The 15351-nt window shown below is 69.9% G+C and carries 11 protein-coding genes; 2 read left to right on the forward strand and 9 right to left on the reverse strand.

All coding sequences use genetic code 11. The annotated features are described in order from the left end of the window. Positions 1-15 precede the first annotated feature (15 nt). Entirely contained in the window at positions 16-1110 is a 1095-nt protein-coding gene (locus OG266_RS35635; protein ID WP_266466666.1) for a DUF5925 domain-containing protein, read from the reverse strand. Positions 1111-1326: 216 nt separating this feature from the next. On the opposite strand from OG266_RS35635, the gene OG266_RS35640 reads away from it, so the two are divergent. After that, entirely contained in the window at positions 1327-2742 is a 1416-nt protein-coding gene (locus OG266_RS35640) for a xylan 1,4-beta-xylosidase (protein ID WP_371550746.1), read from the forward strand. Between the two features lie 30 nt (positions 2743-2772). Here the strand turns inward: OG266_RS35640 and OG266_RS35645 are convergent, their stop codons facing one another. The 7 genes from OG266_RS35645 to OG266_RS35675 form a co-directional block, all read right to left on the reverse strand. Continuing rightward, positions 2773-6615, reverse strand: a complete 3843-nt coding sequence (locus OG266_RS35645) for a lipopolysaccharide biosynthesis protein (protein WP_371550748.1) — start codon at positions 6613-6615, stop codon at positions 2773-2775. Then, positions 6608-7405 carry a polysaccharide deacetylase family protein gene (locus OG266_RS35650; protein ID WP_371550751.1) on the reverse strand — a complete coding sequence of 266 codons (798 nt, stop codon included), beginning with the start codon at positions 7403-7405 and terminating at the stop codon, positions 6608-6610. Before OG266_RS35650 ends, OG266_RS35645 begins: the two co-directional genes overlap by 8 nt. After that, positions 7402-8418, reverse strand: coding sequence for a glycosyltransferase family 2 protein (locus OG266_RS35655; protein WP_371550753.1), 1017 nt, complete (start codon positions 8416-8418; stop codon positions 7402-7404). The genes OG266_RS35650 and OG266_RS35655 overlap by 4 nt, the downstream gene beginning before the upstream one ends. Next, positions 8415-9233 carry a glycosyltransferase family 2 protein gene (locus tag OG266_RS35660; protein ID WP_266466676.1) on the reverse strand — a complete coding sequence of 273 codons (819 nt, stop codon included), beginning with the start codon at positions 9231-9233 and terminating at the stop codon, positions 8415-8417. Before OG266_RS35660 ends, OG266_RS35655 begins: the two co-directional genes overlap by 4 nt. A 372-nt stretch (positions 9234-9605) precedes the next feature. Beyond that, positions 9606-10700, reverse strand: coding sequence for a GNAT family N-acetyltransferase (locus OG266_RS35665; protein WP_371550756.1), 1095 nt, complete (start codon positions 10698-10700; stop codon positions 9606-9608). Between the two features lies 1 nt (position 10701). After that, entirely contained in the window at positions 10702-11121 is a 420-nt protein-coding gene (locus OG266_RS35670) for a hypothetical protein (RefSeq protein ID WP_371550758.1), read from the reverse strand. A 190-nt stretch (positions 11122-11311) separates the two neighbouring features. Further along, on the reverse strand, positions 11312-12520 hold the full coding sequence (locus tag OG266_RS35675; RefSeq protein ID WP_266466682.1) for a S8 family peptidase: 1209 nt from the start codon (positions 12518-12520) through the stop codon (positions 11312-11314). Positions 12521-12830: 310 nt separating this feature from the next. Here OG266_RS35675 and OG266_RS35680 point away from each other — a divergent pair, with 310 nt between their 5' ends. Beyond that, positions 12831-13640, forward strand: a complete 810-nt coding sequence (locus tag OG266_RS35680) for an SGNH/GDSL hydrolase family protein (RefSeq protein ID WP_371550760.1) — start codon at positions 12831-12833, stop codon at positions 13638-13640. 31 nt (positions 13641-13671) lie between these two features. Here the strand turns inward: OG266_RS35680 and OG266_RS35685 are convergent, their stop codons facing one another. Beyond that, positions 13672-15306: a serine/threonine-protein kinase gene (locus tag OG266_RS35685; RefSeq protein ID WP_371550763.1), complete on the reverse strand. Its 1635-nt coding sequence runs from the start codon at positions 15304-15306 to the stop codon at positions 13672-13674. Positions 15307-15351: the final 45 nt, after the last annotated feature.

Here is a 15351-nt window from a genome sequence, read left to right on the forward strand (position 1 = left end):
TCGACTGGCCGCCCCCTACAGATACAGCCCCGCGTCCGCCCCCTCCCGCGGATCCGGTACCTGCGTCGGAGTCGTGCCCCGGCGCAGCGCGTAGAGCTCCGCCAGGGTCGCGCCCTCGCGGGAGACGCCCTCTTCCGTGCCGAGCCAGTTCACGGCCTCGCGGCGGGTCAGCGGGCCGACCTCGATACGGGCGAGGCAGCGGCCGGGGCGGACGACGGCCGGGTGGAGGCGCTCCAGGTCCTCGTTGGTGGTGACGCCGACGAGGACGTTGCGGCCCTGGCCGAGGAGGCCGTCCGTGAGGTTGAGCAGGCGCGAGAGGGCCTGGCCCGCCGTGTGCTTGGCCTCGCCGCGGATCAGCTCGTCGCAGTCCTCGAGGAGGAGCAGCCGCCAGCGGCTCTTCCCCGTGCCGTCCTCCTCACCGATCGCGATGTCCATCAGATATCCGACGTCGGAGAAGAGCCGCTCGGGGTCCAGGACGCAGTCCACCTGGCACCAGTCGCGCCAGGAGCGGGCGAGGGTGCGCAGGGCCGAGGTCTTGCCCGTCCCGGGCGGGCCGTGCAGCAGGAGCAGCCGGCCCGCGATGTCCTCCGGGGTCGTCTTCATCAGGGTGTCCATCGCGTCCGCCACCGGCGTGGTGTAGTTCGGCCGCACCTCGTCCCAGGTGCCGGCCGAGATCTGGCGGGTGGTGCGGTGCGGGCCGCGGCGCGGGGACACGTACCAGAACCCCATCGTCACGTTCTCCGGCTGGGGTTCGGGCTCGTCGGCCGCGCCGTCGGTGGCCTGGTCGAGGACCTTCTCTGCCAGCTCGGTACTGGTCGCGGTGACGGTGACGTCGGCGCCGCGGTTCCAGCGGGAGACGAGCAGGGTCCAGCCCTCGCCCTCGGCGAGCGTCGCGCTGCGGTCGTCGTCGCGGGCGGAGCGCAGCACGCGGGCGCCGGGCGGGAGCAGCGTCGCCCCGGACCGTACGCGGTCGATGTTGACGGCGTGCGAGTGAGGCTGCTCGCCCGTCGCGAAGCGGCCGAGGAACAGCGCGTCGATGACGTCCGACGGTGAGTCGCTGTCATCGACGTTGAGCCGGATCGGCAGAGCGTCGTGTGGGTTGGCAGACATGCCGCCATGATCCGTCACCAAGGGAACCTATGCACTGGATTTCCGCGGCCCGGTCCAGGTGTCCCCCGTGAGTGGCCCCAGCTCAACCGGCTTTCGGCCGGGTGTCCGAGAGGATCCCGCGCCGCCGCCGGTGTCACGGCCGCCGGAGAACGAGGCGGTTTCGTGGCCATACGGAACCTGTTCCACCGCCGATGCCCGACGTTACTGTTGCCCTTGATGGGACGTCATGGGTGGAATTCGGGGGCACGGCGGTGGCGGCTCACCGCGGTGCTCGGCGTGGGAGCGGCCGCGCTCGCCCTGCTGGTGACCCTGCTCAACACCCTGCCCGGGGACGGCGCGGGCACCGAGGGCACGACCCGCGACGGGGACAAGGTGCACGGCACGCCCGCCGCCCCGGCGAAGGCGGCGGAGCCGGAGGTCGGCTGGGGTTTCACGCACACCCAGTTCAGCGCCGACGAGGGCAGCGCCGCGGCCACCGGGCGCGTGGAGGGCCTGCTCTCGAAGCAGCCGATGCCGCAGATCCAGCACATCATGGGTTGGGGGGCCGGCAACCCCGAGCCGTCCAAGGGGCGTTACGACTTCGTCGAGATGGACCGCCGTGTCGACTTCATGCGTGCGTCCGGCGGCACCCCGGTCGTCACCCTGTGCTGCTCCCCGGACTGGATGAAGGGCGGCGGGTCCGGCGACACCGACTGGAGCGAGGCCGCTCTGGAGACCGCTCCGGACCCCGCGCACTACGACGACTTCGCCGCGCTCGCCGCGACCGTCGCCAAGCGCTATCCGGACGTACGCCACTTCATCGTCTGGAACGAGTTCAAGGGCTTCTGGAACGACTCGAAGGCCCGCTGGGACTACGAGGGCTACACCGAGCTCTACAACCTGGTCTACAAGGCGCTGAAGAAGGTCGACGAGGACATCATGGTCGGCGGGCCCTATCTCGTCATGGACAGTCTCGACCCGCGCCAGACACACGACGCCTCGCCGACCGTGAAGGGCGCCTGGGGCACCATGGACCAGCGTGTCCTGGACGCCTTCGACTACTGGAACAAGCACAAGGCGGGCGCGGACTTCGTCGTCGTCGACGGGTCCAGCTACACCAATGACGACGAGCTGCTGCCCGACGAGTTCGCGGCCACCGACAAGTTCACGGCCGTCGGCGAGTGGGTGCGGGAGCGGACGGGCGACCTGCCACTGTGGTGGGCCGAGTACTACGTCGAACCGGCCGACGGCGACGACGAGCGCGAGGGCTGGTCCGAGACCCGCCGTGTCGCCGTCCAGGCCGCCGGTCTGATCGCGATGGCCCGCGGCGGCGCCACCTCCGGCTTCTACTGGAACCCGGAGAACGAGAAGGGCCCCGACTGCGCGGGCTGTCTGTGGACGCCGACGGACAGCGCGGACGGCGGTGCGGCCCTGCCGATGTTCGACCTCGTCTCGAGGTTCGGCGAGGAGTTCCCGCCGGGGACGGCGTACGAGACGGTGTCCGTCGCCGACGCCGACGTGCCCCGCGTCCGTGTCCTCGCCACCGACAGGACGGTCCTCGTCGTCAACGCGCTGGACCGGTCGATCAGCGCGAAGGTCGACGGGAAGCAGCTCGAGTTGGGCGCCTACGAGGTGAAGTGGCTGGACCGCTGAGCCACTTCACCCTCGTACGCCTACCAAGAACTACTTCATCGTCAGGAACCGCTGCACCAGCGAAGCCAGCAGCACCGCGAGCAGCGGCAGCGCGAACCAGAAGCTGCTCTGCAGCCACCGCAGTTGCCGCACGCTGGGCCGGACCGCGACCCGTACGGCCTCCCGCGCCGTCAGCAGCACGATCAGCGCGACGGCCGCGAGACCACCCACGACCGACCACGGCGTCCAGGTCACCTGGGGCCCGATCGGCCCCGGATCGGCCTTCGGGATCTCGCCCTCGGGCTGCTTGCGCAGGGAGTACATCGTGACGTCGTCGTTGACGAAGACCTTCTTCAGCTCCTGTCGTTCGTCGAGGTTCTTGAGGAGCCGCGTCTGCCAGGTCGGTGAATAGCCCACGTCCAGCTGGAGATAGACGACCTGACTGCGGTTGATCATCAGGTACGAGTTCGGGCCCGCGTCCTTGAGCGCCTTGACCAGGCCCGACACCAGGACCGGATCGACGGGCGCCAGCGTGGGCACGTACTCCACCTTCTCCATGTCCCGCGAGCCCCAGGGAATCGAGGGCGTGACGTTCTCGACGGTGTCGTTGCTCATCCACAGCAGCCGCACGGTCGGATCGTCGTGCGCGTACACGTAGTTCATGGCGGCGACCTCGCCCGGCCTGACCCGCTCGAAGGGCTCGTTGCCCCAGCGGGCCACCAGGAAGCCGCCCATGAGGACCAGGCCCGCCATCAGGGCGGCGAGCGGTGCGAGGCTCACGCGGTCCCTGTCCCGTTCCTTCGCGGTGACGCCGGTGCGCGGGAAGAGGGCGAGTGCGGCGAGCATGGCCGCGCCCGGGAGGGCGAACATGAAGACGCGCAGCGCCATTTCGCCGCCGTACGACTGCATGCCGAAGCCCAGGAACGGCACGAAGGTGAGGACGAGCAGCGAGCGCTCGCGGTACTTGTTCTCGCGGCGGCGCCACCAGCCGTAGCAGGCGAAGGTCATCACGCCGGCGGCCAGCAGCACACGCGTGTAGAGGACGAGCTTGTGGGTCGAACTGCCGCCCTCGATGCGCCCGGAGACCGACGAGGACACATTGCCGCCCACGCCGCCGACCCCGCCGAACAGCTCGTTGAAGTGGCCCGACCAGTACGGCTCGGCCATGAAGCCGACCCAGACGGCGACCAGTACCGCGAACAGGATGGGCAGGCCGCGCAGTTCGGAGCGGCCGACGAGGACGAGGACCGCGAGGACGCCCAGCATCACGAACGGGGTGAGCTGGTGCGCCGGTACGGTCGCCGCGAACAGGCCGATCAACACCATGAGCAGCACGGCCTGTTGGCGGCGGTTCGCCGGCTCGACCTCGGCCTCGCCGGGCCGCCTCTTCGTCCAGAGCACGCGCGGTGCCCGGAACCAGACGAGGAGGATCGCCACGAAGACGAGGTACAGCAGATAGGTGAAGCCCTGCGGGGAGAAGTAGTCCTGGCCGACCCAGCCGCTGAGTACGAAGATCCAGATGCCGGTCCACTTGGCCCGCCAGCCCGCCCGCATCGAGCGTACGAGCAGGAACATCGGTGCCAGGTAGAGGAGTTGCATGGCCAGCGGCCACCAGCGGATCACCTCGGTGAGGTCGGTGACCCCGCAGGCCTTCGCGACGAACGCGGCCGCCGCGAAGAAGCCCGGCCAGCTCCAGCGGGCGTCCAGGTCGGGTACGGCGGATCCGGTGCGGTCGATGTAGTCCAGGAACCCCAGGTGCTGCCATGCCGTCGCGAACCGCGGCTCCGTCTCGATCACAGCCGGGAGCGCGTGCAGCGAGACCACGGTGGCGAGCAGGGTGACGAGGAGGAGCCCCTTGTGTTCGCGGGCCATCCAGAGCAGTGAGGCGAAGACCGTGATCAGGAGGGCGGCGCCGACGAGGGTCGGCAGGGGCAGCACGGAGATCAGTCCGAGCCCGCCCATGCGGTCGAGGGCGCCGTCGTTGAGGGTGAGTGCGGGGACCCAGTAGAGGAGCAGGGCCGAGATCAGCAGGCAGCCGAGGATCACCCCCGGTTTGGTCGGGGGTGTCAACCCCTTGTGCGGGGACGGGGGTGGGGGGTCTTCCCTGTCTGCCGGGTGCGGGTTCTCTGTGGCTGGTCGCGCCCACGCGGCGGAGCCGCTGGATGTCACGCCCCGCGCCCCTATCGGGGCGCTTTCCGACTCCTGTGCTTCGAAGGGGGCGTCTATCTCCGGAGCTTCCGAAGGGCCCACCGAGGCCTCCGAACCCGGTTCCCGTGCCTCCACGGGCAGCCCGACCACCGACGGCTTCGTTCCCAGCGCCCAGGTCGGCCGGTGAATGGGGCGCACCGCCGGTGTTCCGCTGGGCGGTGTCCCCGGGCCCGGCCGCACGTCCGGCCGACGCTCCAGGTGGTCGAAGTCGACATGGACGCCCATGGCGAGGGTGTCCGCGTCCAGCGCCCACGCGGGCCCGCGCTTCGGCTTGGGCACCTCGCGCGCCCCGAGGTCGGCGAGGTCCCCGTCCGGTGCCGCGCCCGCGGGCACCTCGGCGGGCGCGGTCCGCAGGATCCGGTACAGCCGGGGCGCGGAGATCGTCACGATCACGGCGAGGCTGGCGACCTCCGCGACGCCCGCGCCGGTCAGGCCCATCCGGGGCAGGAGGATCACCGTCAGACCGAGCACCAGGGCGCACAACAGGCCCTGGAGCCAGGCGAGTCCGGCCGTGCGGCTCTGGGCGCGAAGGACCGCGAAGTACGTCTCCATGACGACCCGCAGCAGCCCGCCGATGGCGAACCAGCGCAGCAGCGGTGTCGCCGCGTCCGCGTACCCCTGGCCGAAGACGCGCAGGATGAACGGCGCGCCGAGGAACAGGAGCGCGCCCACCGGCAGCATGATCCGCGCCATCCGCTTGAGCGCTGCCCGGGTGTTGGCGGCCAGCCGTGCCGGGTCGTGCGAGCCCTCGACGGTGAGCGAGGCACCCATGTTGATGGCCAGCAGGTTGACCGTGCCGCCGATGGTCGCGGTGATGTAGAAGTACGCGTTGTCGGCGGAACTGACCTGCGAGGCCACGATCACCGGGACGAGGTAGACCACGGCGAGGGAGAACAGCGAGCCGGTGTAGTCGCCCGCGAGGAAGTGCCCGATCTCCTTGACCGAGGGTGCTTCCGTGTCCTCCTTGGTCGCCTTCACATGGCGGGGCACCAGGCGCCGGAAGACCAGCCAGCCGAGCGGTACGGCGGACATGGCGATCGCCGCGACCCACGACACGAAGACGCCCGTCGCGGGGATCGCGGAGGCCAGGGCGACGAGCAGCACCAGCTTCACCACGGAGAACACGGTGTTGCCGACCGGCACCCACAGCGCGCTGCGCAGGCCGGTCAGCACCCCGTCCTGGAGCGTCAGCAGCGACCAGGCGACGACCGCGAGGACGAAGCCGAGGCCGGGCAGCGGTCCCTGCAGGAACCGGTACGAGGGTCCCCAGATGTTCAGCGTGAGCAGAAAGGCGACGGCGGCCAGCGCCACGACCACCGAACTGCCCGCGTACGTACGGAAGATGAGGCGCCCGGTGGCGCGCCCCGCGACCGGGATGAAGCGCGCCAGGGCGCCCGTCAGGGTCACCGCGGTGAGGCCCGCGAGGAGCTTCATCGCGGCGATCGCCGCGGAACCCTGGCCGACCGCGGTCTCGGAGTAGTAGCGGGCGGCGACCAGCCAGTAGCCGAGCCCGAGCACCGCGGAGATACCGGTGTTGAGCATCAGGGCGTAGGCGTTGCGGAACAGCTGGTTTCCTCCGCTCCCGCCCTTGCCGCGGCCGGGCAGGCGGAGGCGGCGGCCCGTGCGCTGTGCGGGCGCCTCGGCGGTCGGCGATGAAGCCTGGGTGGTGGTCGTCGTGTCAGACACGGGAACTGATGGCCTTTCGGCGGACCTGTCGTGCTCTTCGGACCATGGCGTACCCCTTGGTGAGGGCGCGGTCCCTGGCGAAGTTGAGGGCGATCGCGCGGCCTTCGACGAGCCGCTCGAACTCCTCTATCCCGGTGCTGCGGCGCACGGTGACACGCTGCAGGGCGTACGGTCCCTGGCGGCGGCGCGCCAGGGCGTTGCCGACGGCGAGCGACTGGGCGAAGCCCGCCGCACGCACCGCTTGGCGCACCCGGCGGCTGGAGTAGCCGTACGGGTACGCGAACGAGGCGGGGCCGGTGCCCAGTTCGTCGGCGATGATCTCCCTGCAGCGCAGCACCTCGAACCGGAGCGCGTCCTCGGCGAGCTGGTCCATCTGCGGGTGCGTATGACTGTGCCCGCCGATCTCGACCTGCTCGGCGGCGAGTTTGCGCACCTGGTCCCAGTCCAGCATGGTGTCGAGGCTGCCCCCGGTGTCGTACGCGCCCCTGATCCACCCCGTCGAGACGAACAGCGTGGCCGCGAAGCCGTGCTTGGCGAGCACGGGCAGCCCGTGCCGGTGCACGCCCTCGTAGCCGTCGTCGAAGGTGACGAGGACGGGCCGCAGCGGCAGCGGTCCGCCCTCGCGCCAACTCGCCGCCAGCCGAGCCGTGCTGACCGGGGTGAACCTCTGGTCGTAGAGCAGCGCCATCTGCTCGGCGAAGGCGTCGGGCGTGACGGACAGTTCGCGCGTCGCGTCGCTCGGCTGCCGTGCGATCGAGTGGTACATGAGGATCGGCACAGGTCCGTTCATGCCGCGGCCTCCTCGTCGTCCGCTGCCGGGGGCGGGGCCACCTCGATCTCCACGACGGAGAACGTGGCGCCGCCCCTGCGGGCCCGGATGCTCCCGAGTGCGTACCCGCCCGCGGCCGTCAGCACTCCGGCGACGATGGCTCCCGCGCGGCCGGCGCCGCCCGGGCGTGCCAGTACCGCGTCCCGCAGTCCGCGGGCGACTCCGGCGGGCAGCACACGGGTGGTGTAGCGGCGCTCGGACTCAAGTCCCTTGTCGGCGCCGACACTTCGGGCGACGAGGGCTTTGGAGAGGCCCTCGGCGTACGCCCGCGTGCGGAAGTACGCGAAGTGCTCGCGTGCTTCCGGCACCCGGTGGTGGATGACCGCCCGGTCGTCGATCAGCAGGATCGCGTCCGGTCTGGCGCGGGTGAGGCGGATGCACAGCTCCGTCTCCTCGCAGCCCAGCGGGCGTTTGTCGCCGTCGCGGCCGATGCCGGTCGCGAAGCCCCCGGCCGCGTCGAACGCCGTACGGCGGAACGAGGCGTTGCCGCCGAGGACGTTGCGGACCTGGACCCGGCCCGGGGGCAGGCCCCGGTATGTGCAGCCCACCACCCAGTCGAACTCCTCGGGGAACCAGGCGGGCCGGCGGCCCGACGCCCAGATCGGCATCGTGCGGCCGCCGACGGCCATGACCCGCGGATCCGCGTAACCCGACGCGAAGTACCGCAGCCAGTCCCGCTCGGCGACGGCGTCGTCGTCGAGGAAGGCGATGATCCCGCCGCGCGCGGCGGCGATACCGGTGTTGCGGCCGGCGGACAGGCCGCGGGGGCCCGCGTTGGCGAGCACCCGCACCCCGTCGGTCTCCTTGTACTCCCTGGTCAGCCGCTCCAGGAGAGCGGCGTTGTGGTCCACGACCAGGAGCGTTTCCAGCGCGGGCAGGGACTGCGCCGCTACCGAGGAGACCGCCGCGAGGATGTCCTCCCAGCGGTCCTCGGTGTAGACGCAGACCACAACGGAGATGTCATGCTCGCTCAAGACACCTCTCCCAGGCCCGAGTTGATCTGAGCGGCGTGCGGCCTGCGGCGCAGCGCACGCCGGTTGGAGCGCTCCTTGAGGATCACCTTGAGCACCCGGATTCCGTCCCGGACGGCCCGCAGATTGCTGGAGCCGTGGATGCGGAGGTACTCGTGGCTCGGGATCTCCTGGACCTTGAGACCCGCCTTGACGACCCGGATGTTCATCAGGGTCTCGACCTCGAAGCCGGTGCAGTCGAGGTCGATCTTGTCCAGGCAGTGCCGCCAGAACGCGTTGTATCCGTAGCAGAGGTCGGTGTAACGCGCGCCGAACTTGGCGTTGACGGCCGCGCACAGCACATGGTTGCCGAGTTTGCGGATCGGTGTCATGTCGGACGTGCCGCCGCCGTTGGCGAACCGCGAGCCCTTGGCGAAGTCCGCCCCGGACACCAGCGCCGAGACGTACGACACGATCTCGTTGCCGTCGGCCGAGCCGTCCGCGTCGACCATCACGATGATGTCGCCGGTCGACGCCTCGAACCCGGTGATCAGGGCATCCCCCTTGCCCTTTCCGCGCTGCTTGACGACCTTGACGTCGGGCCACAGTCCACGGGCCACTTCGACGGTGTCGTCGGTGGAATTGCCGTCCACAAGAACCACTTCATGTATCCAGTCGGGAAGTGTCTTGAAGACGTACGGAAGATTCTCGGCCTCATTCATGGCCGGAATCACCACACTCACCGGTGGCGCAATGGCCAGGTGAGAGGAGATCGGTCGGTATTTGGCGGCCATGGTCGGATCTTGGCCCGAAACTGCTGGGCGCAGAACTGAGCTCATGAGTCTGGTCCCTCTCGTCCGGTGGACCGCCCGCCCCTGGGCGGTCCGGCTCTTTGTCCGGTTCGAAAGGGGGGTTCTCACTTACGGCATAACGAAATAGATCTCCGTGCGTGCCGGGTGAGCTGGCAAAGCTGCCGGCTTTCAGAAAACGCAAAAGCCGGTCGCGCGGACGACTCGGCACAAGTGGTCACCGAGCACGGCACCCCCCTACCGCGCCCCGCTCCGGGCCGTCGTCGCGATCTTGAGCCCTCCCCTAGATCGCATATGCGTTGATGACCCGATGCGGGTGAGATGTACGACGGTATTGATGAATGAGACCGTATGGCAAGACCTGGAACGAAGGCCTCACGTTTTTGATGGTTTGACCGTTACCTAATGCCTCGAACGGATTTTGCCCATCCGCTTGAGGATCCTGTCGGCCGGCTCGAACAGCTCCGGCCGGGCCAGCACCGCATTGCGCAGTGCCCGGACCGGGGCGCGGCGCGCCCGGTGCCCGATGGCGATCGGATGACGCCGGGTCACCCACCCTTCCGATACGGCGAGTTCCCGCGTCTTCAGGGAGTCCTTGTATTCCTTCTGGCCGCGCCCAAGATCCAGATATGCAATTCCGTCGGCGGCGGCCGCCTCGGCCATGCGCAAATGCAGGATCAGCCCGGGGGAGTACTTCGAGAACGCCGGGTCGTACGCCGGGAACCAGCAGGCCAGAACCCGTCCGGAGCGCAGCCCGAAGTGCCCGGCGACCGGCCTGCCGTCCGCGTACAGCACCGACAGGATCCCCGCGAACTGCTCGGAGCGGGTGTGGAAGAGCTGCTGCACCAGATGCGTGATCCAGGGGTGCGCGAAGCGGTCGCTGCGCCCGGTCCTGCGGTACTGCGCGGACTTCCAGTCCATCAGGGTGCGCAGCGCCTCGGGGTCGCGCTCGTCGTGGACGTAGCGCACCTCGCCGGCGTCCCGGCCGAGCTTGCGCTCCTTGGCGAGCGTCGTCCTGGTGAACTTCGGTGACCGCTCGCGCAGTTGGCTCAGATACGTCTCGTACCCCTGGTCGACGTCCATGACCGGGGAGGGGAAGGTGCCGGAGGCGCCCGCCTCGAACGGCGCCTGCCCCTCCACCAGATGGTCGAACTCCCACACGGCGAGCCCGCAGGCCCGCAGCAGCTCGTGGGCGTCCCAGGCGAAGCCGGGCCGGTGCACGACACCCTGGCAGTCCGAGACGCCGATGCCGACGGCCCGGCCGATGCCGGCTCCGGTGCGCTGGAAGGGGAAGTACGCCACTCCCTCGCCGTTCTCCCGCACGACGGCGATCCGCACGCCGCGCCGGCAGCGGCCCACCGCGAGTGCGAACTCAGGGGACAGGAACGGGTTCGCCAGCTCGGGCGAGCCGTTCAGATGGGCCTTCGACTGCAGGGCGGTCCACGCCGCCCGGTCGGTGGCTGTCAGCTCGCCGGGACGGTACACGCTGATGTCCACGTCAGGAGGCCCGCCTACTCGAGGTACGGCCACGCAGGCGTCGTACCAGTACCAGCAGGAGCATGAGGGTGCTGAGCGCGGTGACGGCTGCGATCCCACCGGGCATCGACCACTGGTGCAGGGCCAGCATGCCCTGGGCCACCAGCATGTTGACGGCGCCCCCTCCGGCGACCGACGCCAGGACGCGGCCGAACGGTTCAAGGCCGCGCAGCGCGGCCGCGATGGCGGCCGACGGCGCGGCGAGCAGGAAGAACAGCGTGAAAGGGCCGCGCAGCGGTGAGTCCGCGTCGGCGAACGCAAGAATCGCGCCGACGGCTCCCACGACCGTCGCGGCACCGGCGAGCAGCGGCAGCAGGTCCCTCCCCGGACCCTGCCCCGTCTCCTTCGTGGTGTCCGTGGTGCCTGATGAAGGTGTCTTCATACGTATGGTCTGCATTGGCGACTTTGCCCCCCGAAGCGCCGGATGCCGGGCTTCAATGTCGCGCAGCGTACGCGTGGCCGTCAAGATGCGGAAGCCGTTGGCGAGACTCACTCCGGTCCTCAGACAACGGTTCCCCGGAGGCGCCGGCTGCCTCCGGGGAACTGCCGCTCAGGTCAAGCGAGTTGGGGCGTTACGGGACGAGCTTCAGGAGCTTGTTCGGCGAGCCGGTGCCCGGGCTGGTGACCACGTTGGAGGTGGCACCGGCGACCAGGGCCGCGGAGACCTGCGCCGGGGTGGCCGAGGTGTGGCTCGCGAGGTAGATCGCCGCCGCGCCCGCGACGTGCGGCGTGGCCATCGACGTACCCGAGAGCGTGGCGGTGGCGGTGTCGCTGGTGTTGTAACCGGCGACGATCGAGGAACCGGGGGCGAAGATGTCCAGGACCGAGCCGTAGTTGGAGTAGCTGGCCCTGGCGTCCGTGCTGGTGGTGGCGCCGACCGTGATCGCTGTGGCGACCCGGGCGGGGGAGTACGAGGAGGCGTTGGCGTTGCTGTTGCCCGCCGCGATCGCGTAGGTCACGCCGCTCGCGATGGAGTTCGAGACGGCCGTGTCCAGTGTGGTGGAGGCGGATCCGCCGAGCGACATGTTGGCGACCGACGGGGTGGTGTGGTTCGCGGTCACCCAGTTGATGCCCGCGATGACGCCCGCGGTGGTGCCGGAGCCGGCGTTGTCGAGCACGCGGACAGCCACGATGTTCGCCTTCTTGGCGACACCGTAGGTGGAGCCCGCGATGGTGGTGGCCACATGGGTGCCGTGGCCGTTGCCGTCCTGCGCGACGCTGTCGCCCTCGACGGCGTCGTAGCCGTAGGTGGCGCGCCCGGAGATCTGGGTGTGCGTGATGCGGACGCCGGTGTCGATGACGTACGCGGTCACGCCGGTGCCCGCGGTGTCCGGGTAGGTGTAGGTGGTGGAGAGCGGCAGCGCCGCCTGGTCGATGCGGTCCAGGCCCCAGGGGGCGCTGGTCTGCGTGGTGTCGGTGAGGTGGACCGTCTGGTTCTGCTCGACCGTGGCGACCGACGGGTCGGCGGCGAGTCTCGCGGCCTCGTCCGCCGAGAGGGTGGCCGTGTAGCCGTTCAGCGCGGCGCCGAACGTCTTCTTCACCGTGCCGCCGTACTCGTTGATCAGCTCTTTGCCCTCGCTCGAAGAGGCCTTGAATCCGGCCGCCTTCTTGAGCGTGATGATGTAGCTGTCCTTGACGGCCGTGGGGGAGCCGGCGGCGAGCACCGTGCCCTTGGCCGGTGCGGCCTGGGCGGGGAGCGCGGTGAGTCCGCCTACAAGGGCTGCGGTCGCCACGGAGGTTATCGCGGCGATCCGGATCTTCTTGCTACGCAGTTGTGCCATTACGAGGGAGTCCTCCTCGGGCAGCGGCGCCTGGGTGGGGCGCGCGCGTGTGGGGGTGCGCGGAGATCGGGCGCACAGCCCGGAGTGTCGCGTTCCACCCCGGGTCGAGGTAAAGACTCGGTGATCTCCCCTTGCGACTCAAGGGAGTTGACCTCTTGTCACGACTCTGTCATGAGCACGTAATCAAACTCATGGTGAACACACAGGGTAGGGACCGGAAAGGCCCCGAAAGTCTTGGCATGGACACTTCCTGTCAACACGCGTAGCTGGTACGAAAGTTGTGGCAGAGATCCTGCTAAAGGGAGGTTCCATGAGACGTTCCCGAATTACGGCATACGTGACCTCACTCCTCCTCGCCGTCGGCTTCGCCCTTACCGGGGCAGCGGCGGCGCAGGCGTCCTCAACCCTTGCGGCCACCGGCTATGTGGCCCTCGGTGACTCCTACTCCTCCGGCGTCGGCGCGGGCAGCTACATCAGCTCCAGCGGCGACTGCAAGCGCAGCACGAAGGCCTACCCCTACCTCTGGGCGGCCGCGCATTCACCCTCGTCGTTCAACTTCACCGCTTGCTCGGGCGCTCGTACGGGTGATGTCGTCGCCAACCAGCTGACCCCCCTCAACTCCTCCACCGGCCTTGTCTCCCTCAGCATCGGCGGCAACGACGCGGGCTTCGCCGACGTCATGACGACGTGCGTGCTCCAGTCCGAGAGCAACTGCCTCGCACGCATCGCGACCGCGAAGGCCTACGTCGACTCGACACTCCCCGGCAAACTCGACACCGTCTACTCGGCGATCAGCGCGAAGGCCCCGTCCGCCCATGTGGTCGTCCTGGGCTACCCCCGCTTCTACAAGCTCAACGGCAGCTGCCTGACCGGCCTTTCGGAGGCCGAGCGAGCCGCGATCAACGGCGCCGCCGACTACCTGGACAGCGTGATCGCCAAGCGTGCCGCCAACCACGGCTTCACCTTCGGCGACGTCAGGGGCACCTTCACCGGCCACGAGATCTGCTCGGGCAGCGCCTGGCTGCACAGCGTGAACTGGCTGAACATCGGTGAGTCGTACCACCCGACCGCAGCGGGCCAGTCCGGCGGCTATCTGCCGGTCTTCACCGCCGTGGCCTGACCCTCCTAGTAGAGAGAGACGGAAGTCCTCTCTAGTAGGGAGAGCCGGAAGCGGAGGCCCCGTCCGACGGGGTCTCCGTCACGCAAGTGACCGAGAACGGCACCGAGTTGGACGTCGCCTGCACAGGGCTGCGGATCTCCACGCCGATCTTGTTCTCGTACGTCCCCGACTCGTCGTACGTCGTCACCACGACCGCCTTCTGCTGGGTCCTGCCGCCGCTCGCGGGGAACGACACGGTCTTCCAGCCCGGGTCCGACACCTCGCCGGTCTCCGTCACCCAGCGGTACTGGACCTCCGCCGGCACCCGGCCGACCGTGAACGTCGCCGTGAAAGTGGGTGCTTGTGCGTCGGGAGGCGGGCAGGCGCCGGAGTAGTCGGTGTGCGCACCGGCGACCGTCACCTGTACGGACTGGGCGGGCGGCGGCGTGGTCGTCCGGCTCTCGCCGGCCGGCGGGCTGGTGGAAGGGCTTCCGCCACTCGCACCCTGATCGCTCCCGCTGTTGTTGTTCCCCGTCTCCGAACTCGCGCCGCCCGCACCGTTGTTGGTGCCGCCGCTGCTGATGGCGTCCCCTCCGCCGTCGTCCCCGTTGTCGCGGTTGATTAGGGCGTACGTCAGTCCGGCCAGCGCGAGCGCGAGCGCCACCATCCCCGCGATCAACACGACGGCGGCGCGGCGATTGCGGTCGGGCCCCGGCGTGGCGGTGGTCGCGGGAACGGTCGCGCCGGCCGCCGGATAAGGCGTCGGCGGTGTTGATCCGCGGGGATCCTGGGGGAACGCCGCGATCGTGGGCGCCTCCTGGCTCGGGGGCGGCGGGCCGAAGCCCGGGGTGGTCAGGGTGCCCCCCGCCGCGATGATCCGCAGCTCGTGCTCGGCCTGCTCGGCGCCCAGCCGCTCGGCCGGGTCCTTGGCCAGCAGTCCTTCGATGACCGGGGCGAGCGGGCCCGCGCGGTGCGGCGTCGGCAAGGGCTCGTCGACGATGGCCCGCAGGGTGCTCAGCGGAGTGTTCTGCCGGAAGGGTGAGTTGCCCTCCACTGCCGCGTACAGCAGCACGCCCAGCGACCACAGGTCCGACTCGGGGCCGGGGGTGCGGCCCAACGCCCGCTCAGGGGCCAGGAATTCGGGCGAACCGATGACCTCGCCGGTCATGGTCAGCGCGGAGCTGCCCTCGACCATCGCGATACCGAAGTCGGTCAGCACGATCCGTCCGTCGTTCGAGATCAGGACGTTGCCCGGCTTCACATCGCGGTGCAGCACCCCGGCCTCGTGCGCGGCACGCAGTGCGGCGAGCACCTCGGCGCCGATGTGCGCGGCACGCTGCGGGGGGAGCGGGCCCTCGGCGTCCAGCAGATCGGAGAGGGCGAGGCCCCGGATCAGCTCCATCACGATCCAGGGGCGGCCGTCGTCGGTGGCCACGTCGTACACCGTCACCACATTGCGGTTCGAGATACGGGCGGCCGCCCATGCCTCCCGCTCAAGGCGCGCGTACATCCGGTCGACGTCGTGCGCCGGGATCCCGGCGGGCGCCCGGACCTCCTTCACAGCGACCTCGCGCTGCAGCACCTCGTCACGGGCGCGCCACACCGTGCCCATGCCGCCTTCGCCCAGGGGCGACAGCAGTCGGTAGCGCCCCGCGATCACACGTTCACTGCCCGGATCTTCGGACACGGGTGTCCCCCATTTCGTATCCGTTGCGCATCCGCGTGATTTCTC

This window comes from Streptomyces sp. NBC_00554, assembly GCF_041431135.1.
In the GTDB taxonomy this organism is placed as follows: domain Bacteria; phylum Actinomycetota; class Actinomycetes; order Streptomycetales; family Streptomycetaceae; genus Streptomyces.

What these genes read in the sequence shown, in the direction of transcription:
- OG266_RS35635 (WP_266466666.1), bottom strand. Translation starts at nt 1,110, where the DNA reads ATGTCTGCCAACCCACACGACGCTCTGCCGATCCGGCTCAACGTCGAT.
- OG266_RS35640 (WP_371550746.1), top strand. Translation starts at nt 1,327, where the DNA reads ATGGGACGTCATGGGTGGAATTCGGGGGCACGGCGGTGGCGGCTCACC.
- OG266_RS35650 (WP_371550751.1), bottom strand. Translation starts at nt 7,405, where the DNA reads ATGAACGGACCTGTGCCGATCCTCATGTACCACTCGATCGCACGGCAG.
- OG266_RS35660 (WP_266466676.1), bottom strand. Translation starts at nt 9,233, where the DNA reads ATGAGCTCAGTTCTGCGCCCAGCAGTTTCGGGCCAAGATCCGACCATG.
- OG266_RS35670 (WP_371550758.1), bottom strand. Translation starts at nt 11,121, where the DNA reads ATGAAGACACCTTCATCAGGCACCACGGACACCACGAAGGAGACGGGG.
- OG266_RS35675 (WP_266466682.1), bottom strand. Translation starts at nt 12,520, where the DNA reads ATGGCACAACTGCGTAGCAAGAAGATCCGGATCGCCGCGATAACCTCC.
- OG266_RS35680 (WP_371550760.1), top strand. Translation starts at nt 12,831, where the DNA reads ATGAGACGTTCCCGAATTACGGCATACGTGACCTCACTCCTCCTCGCC.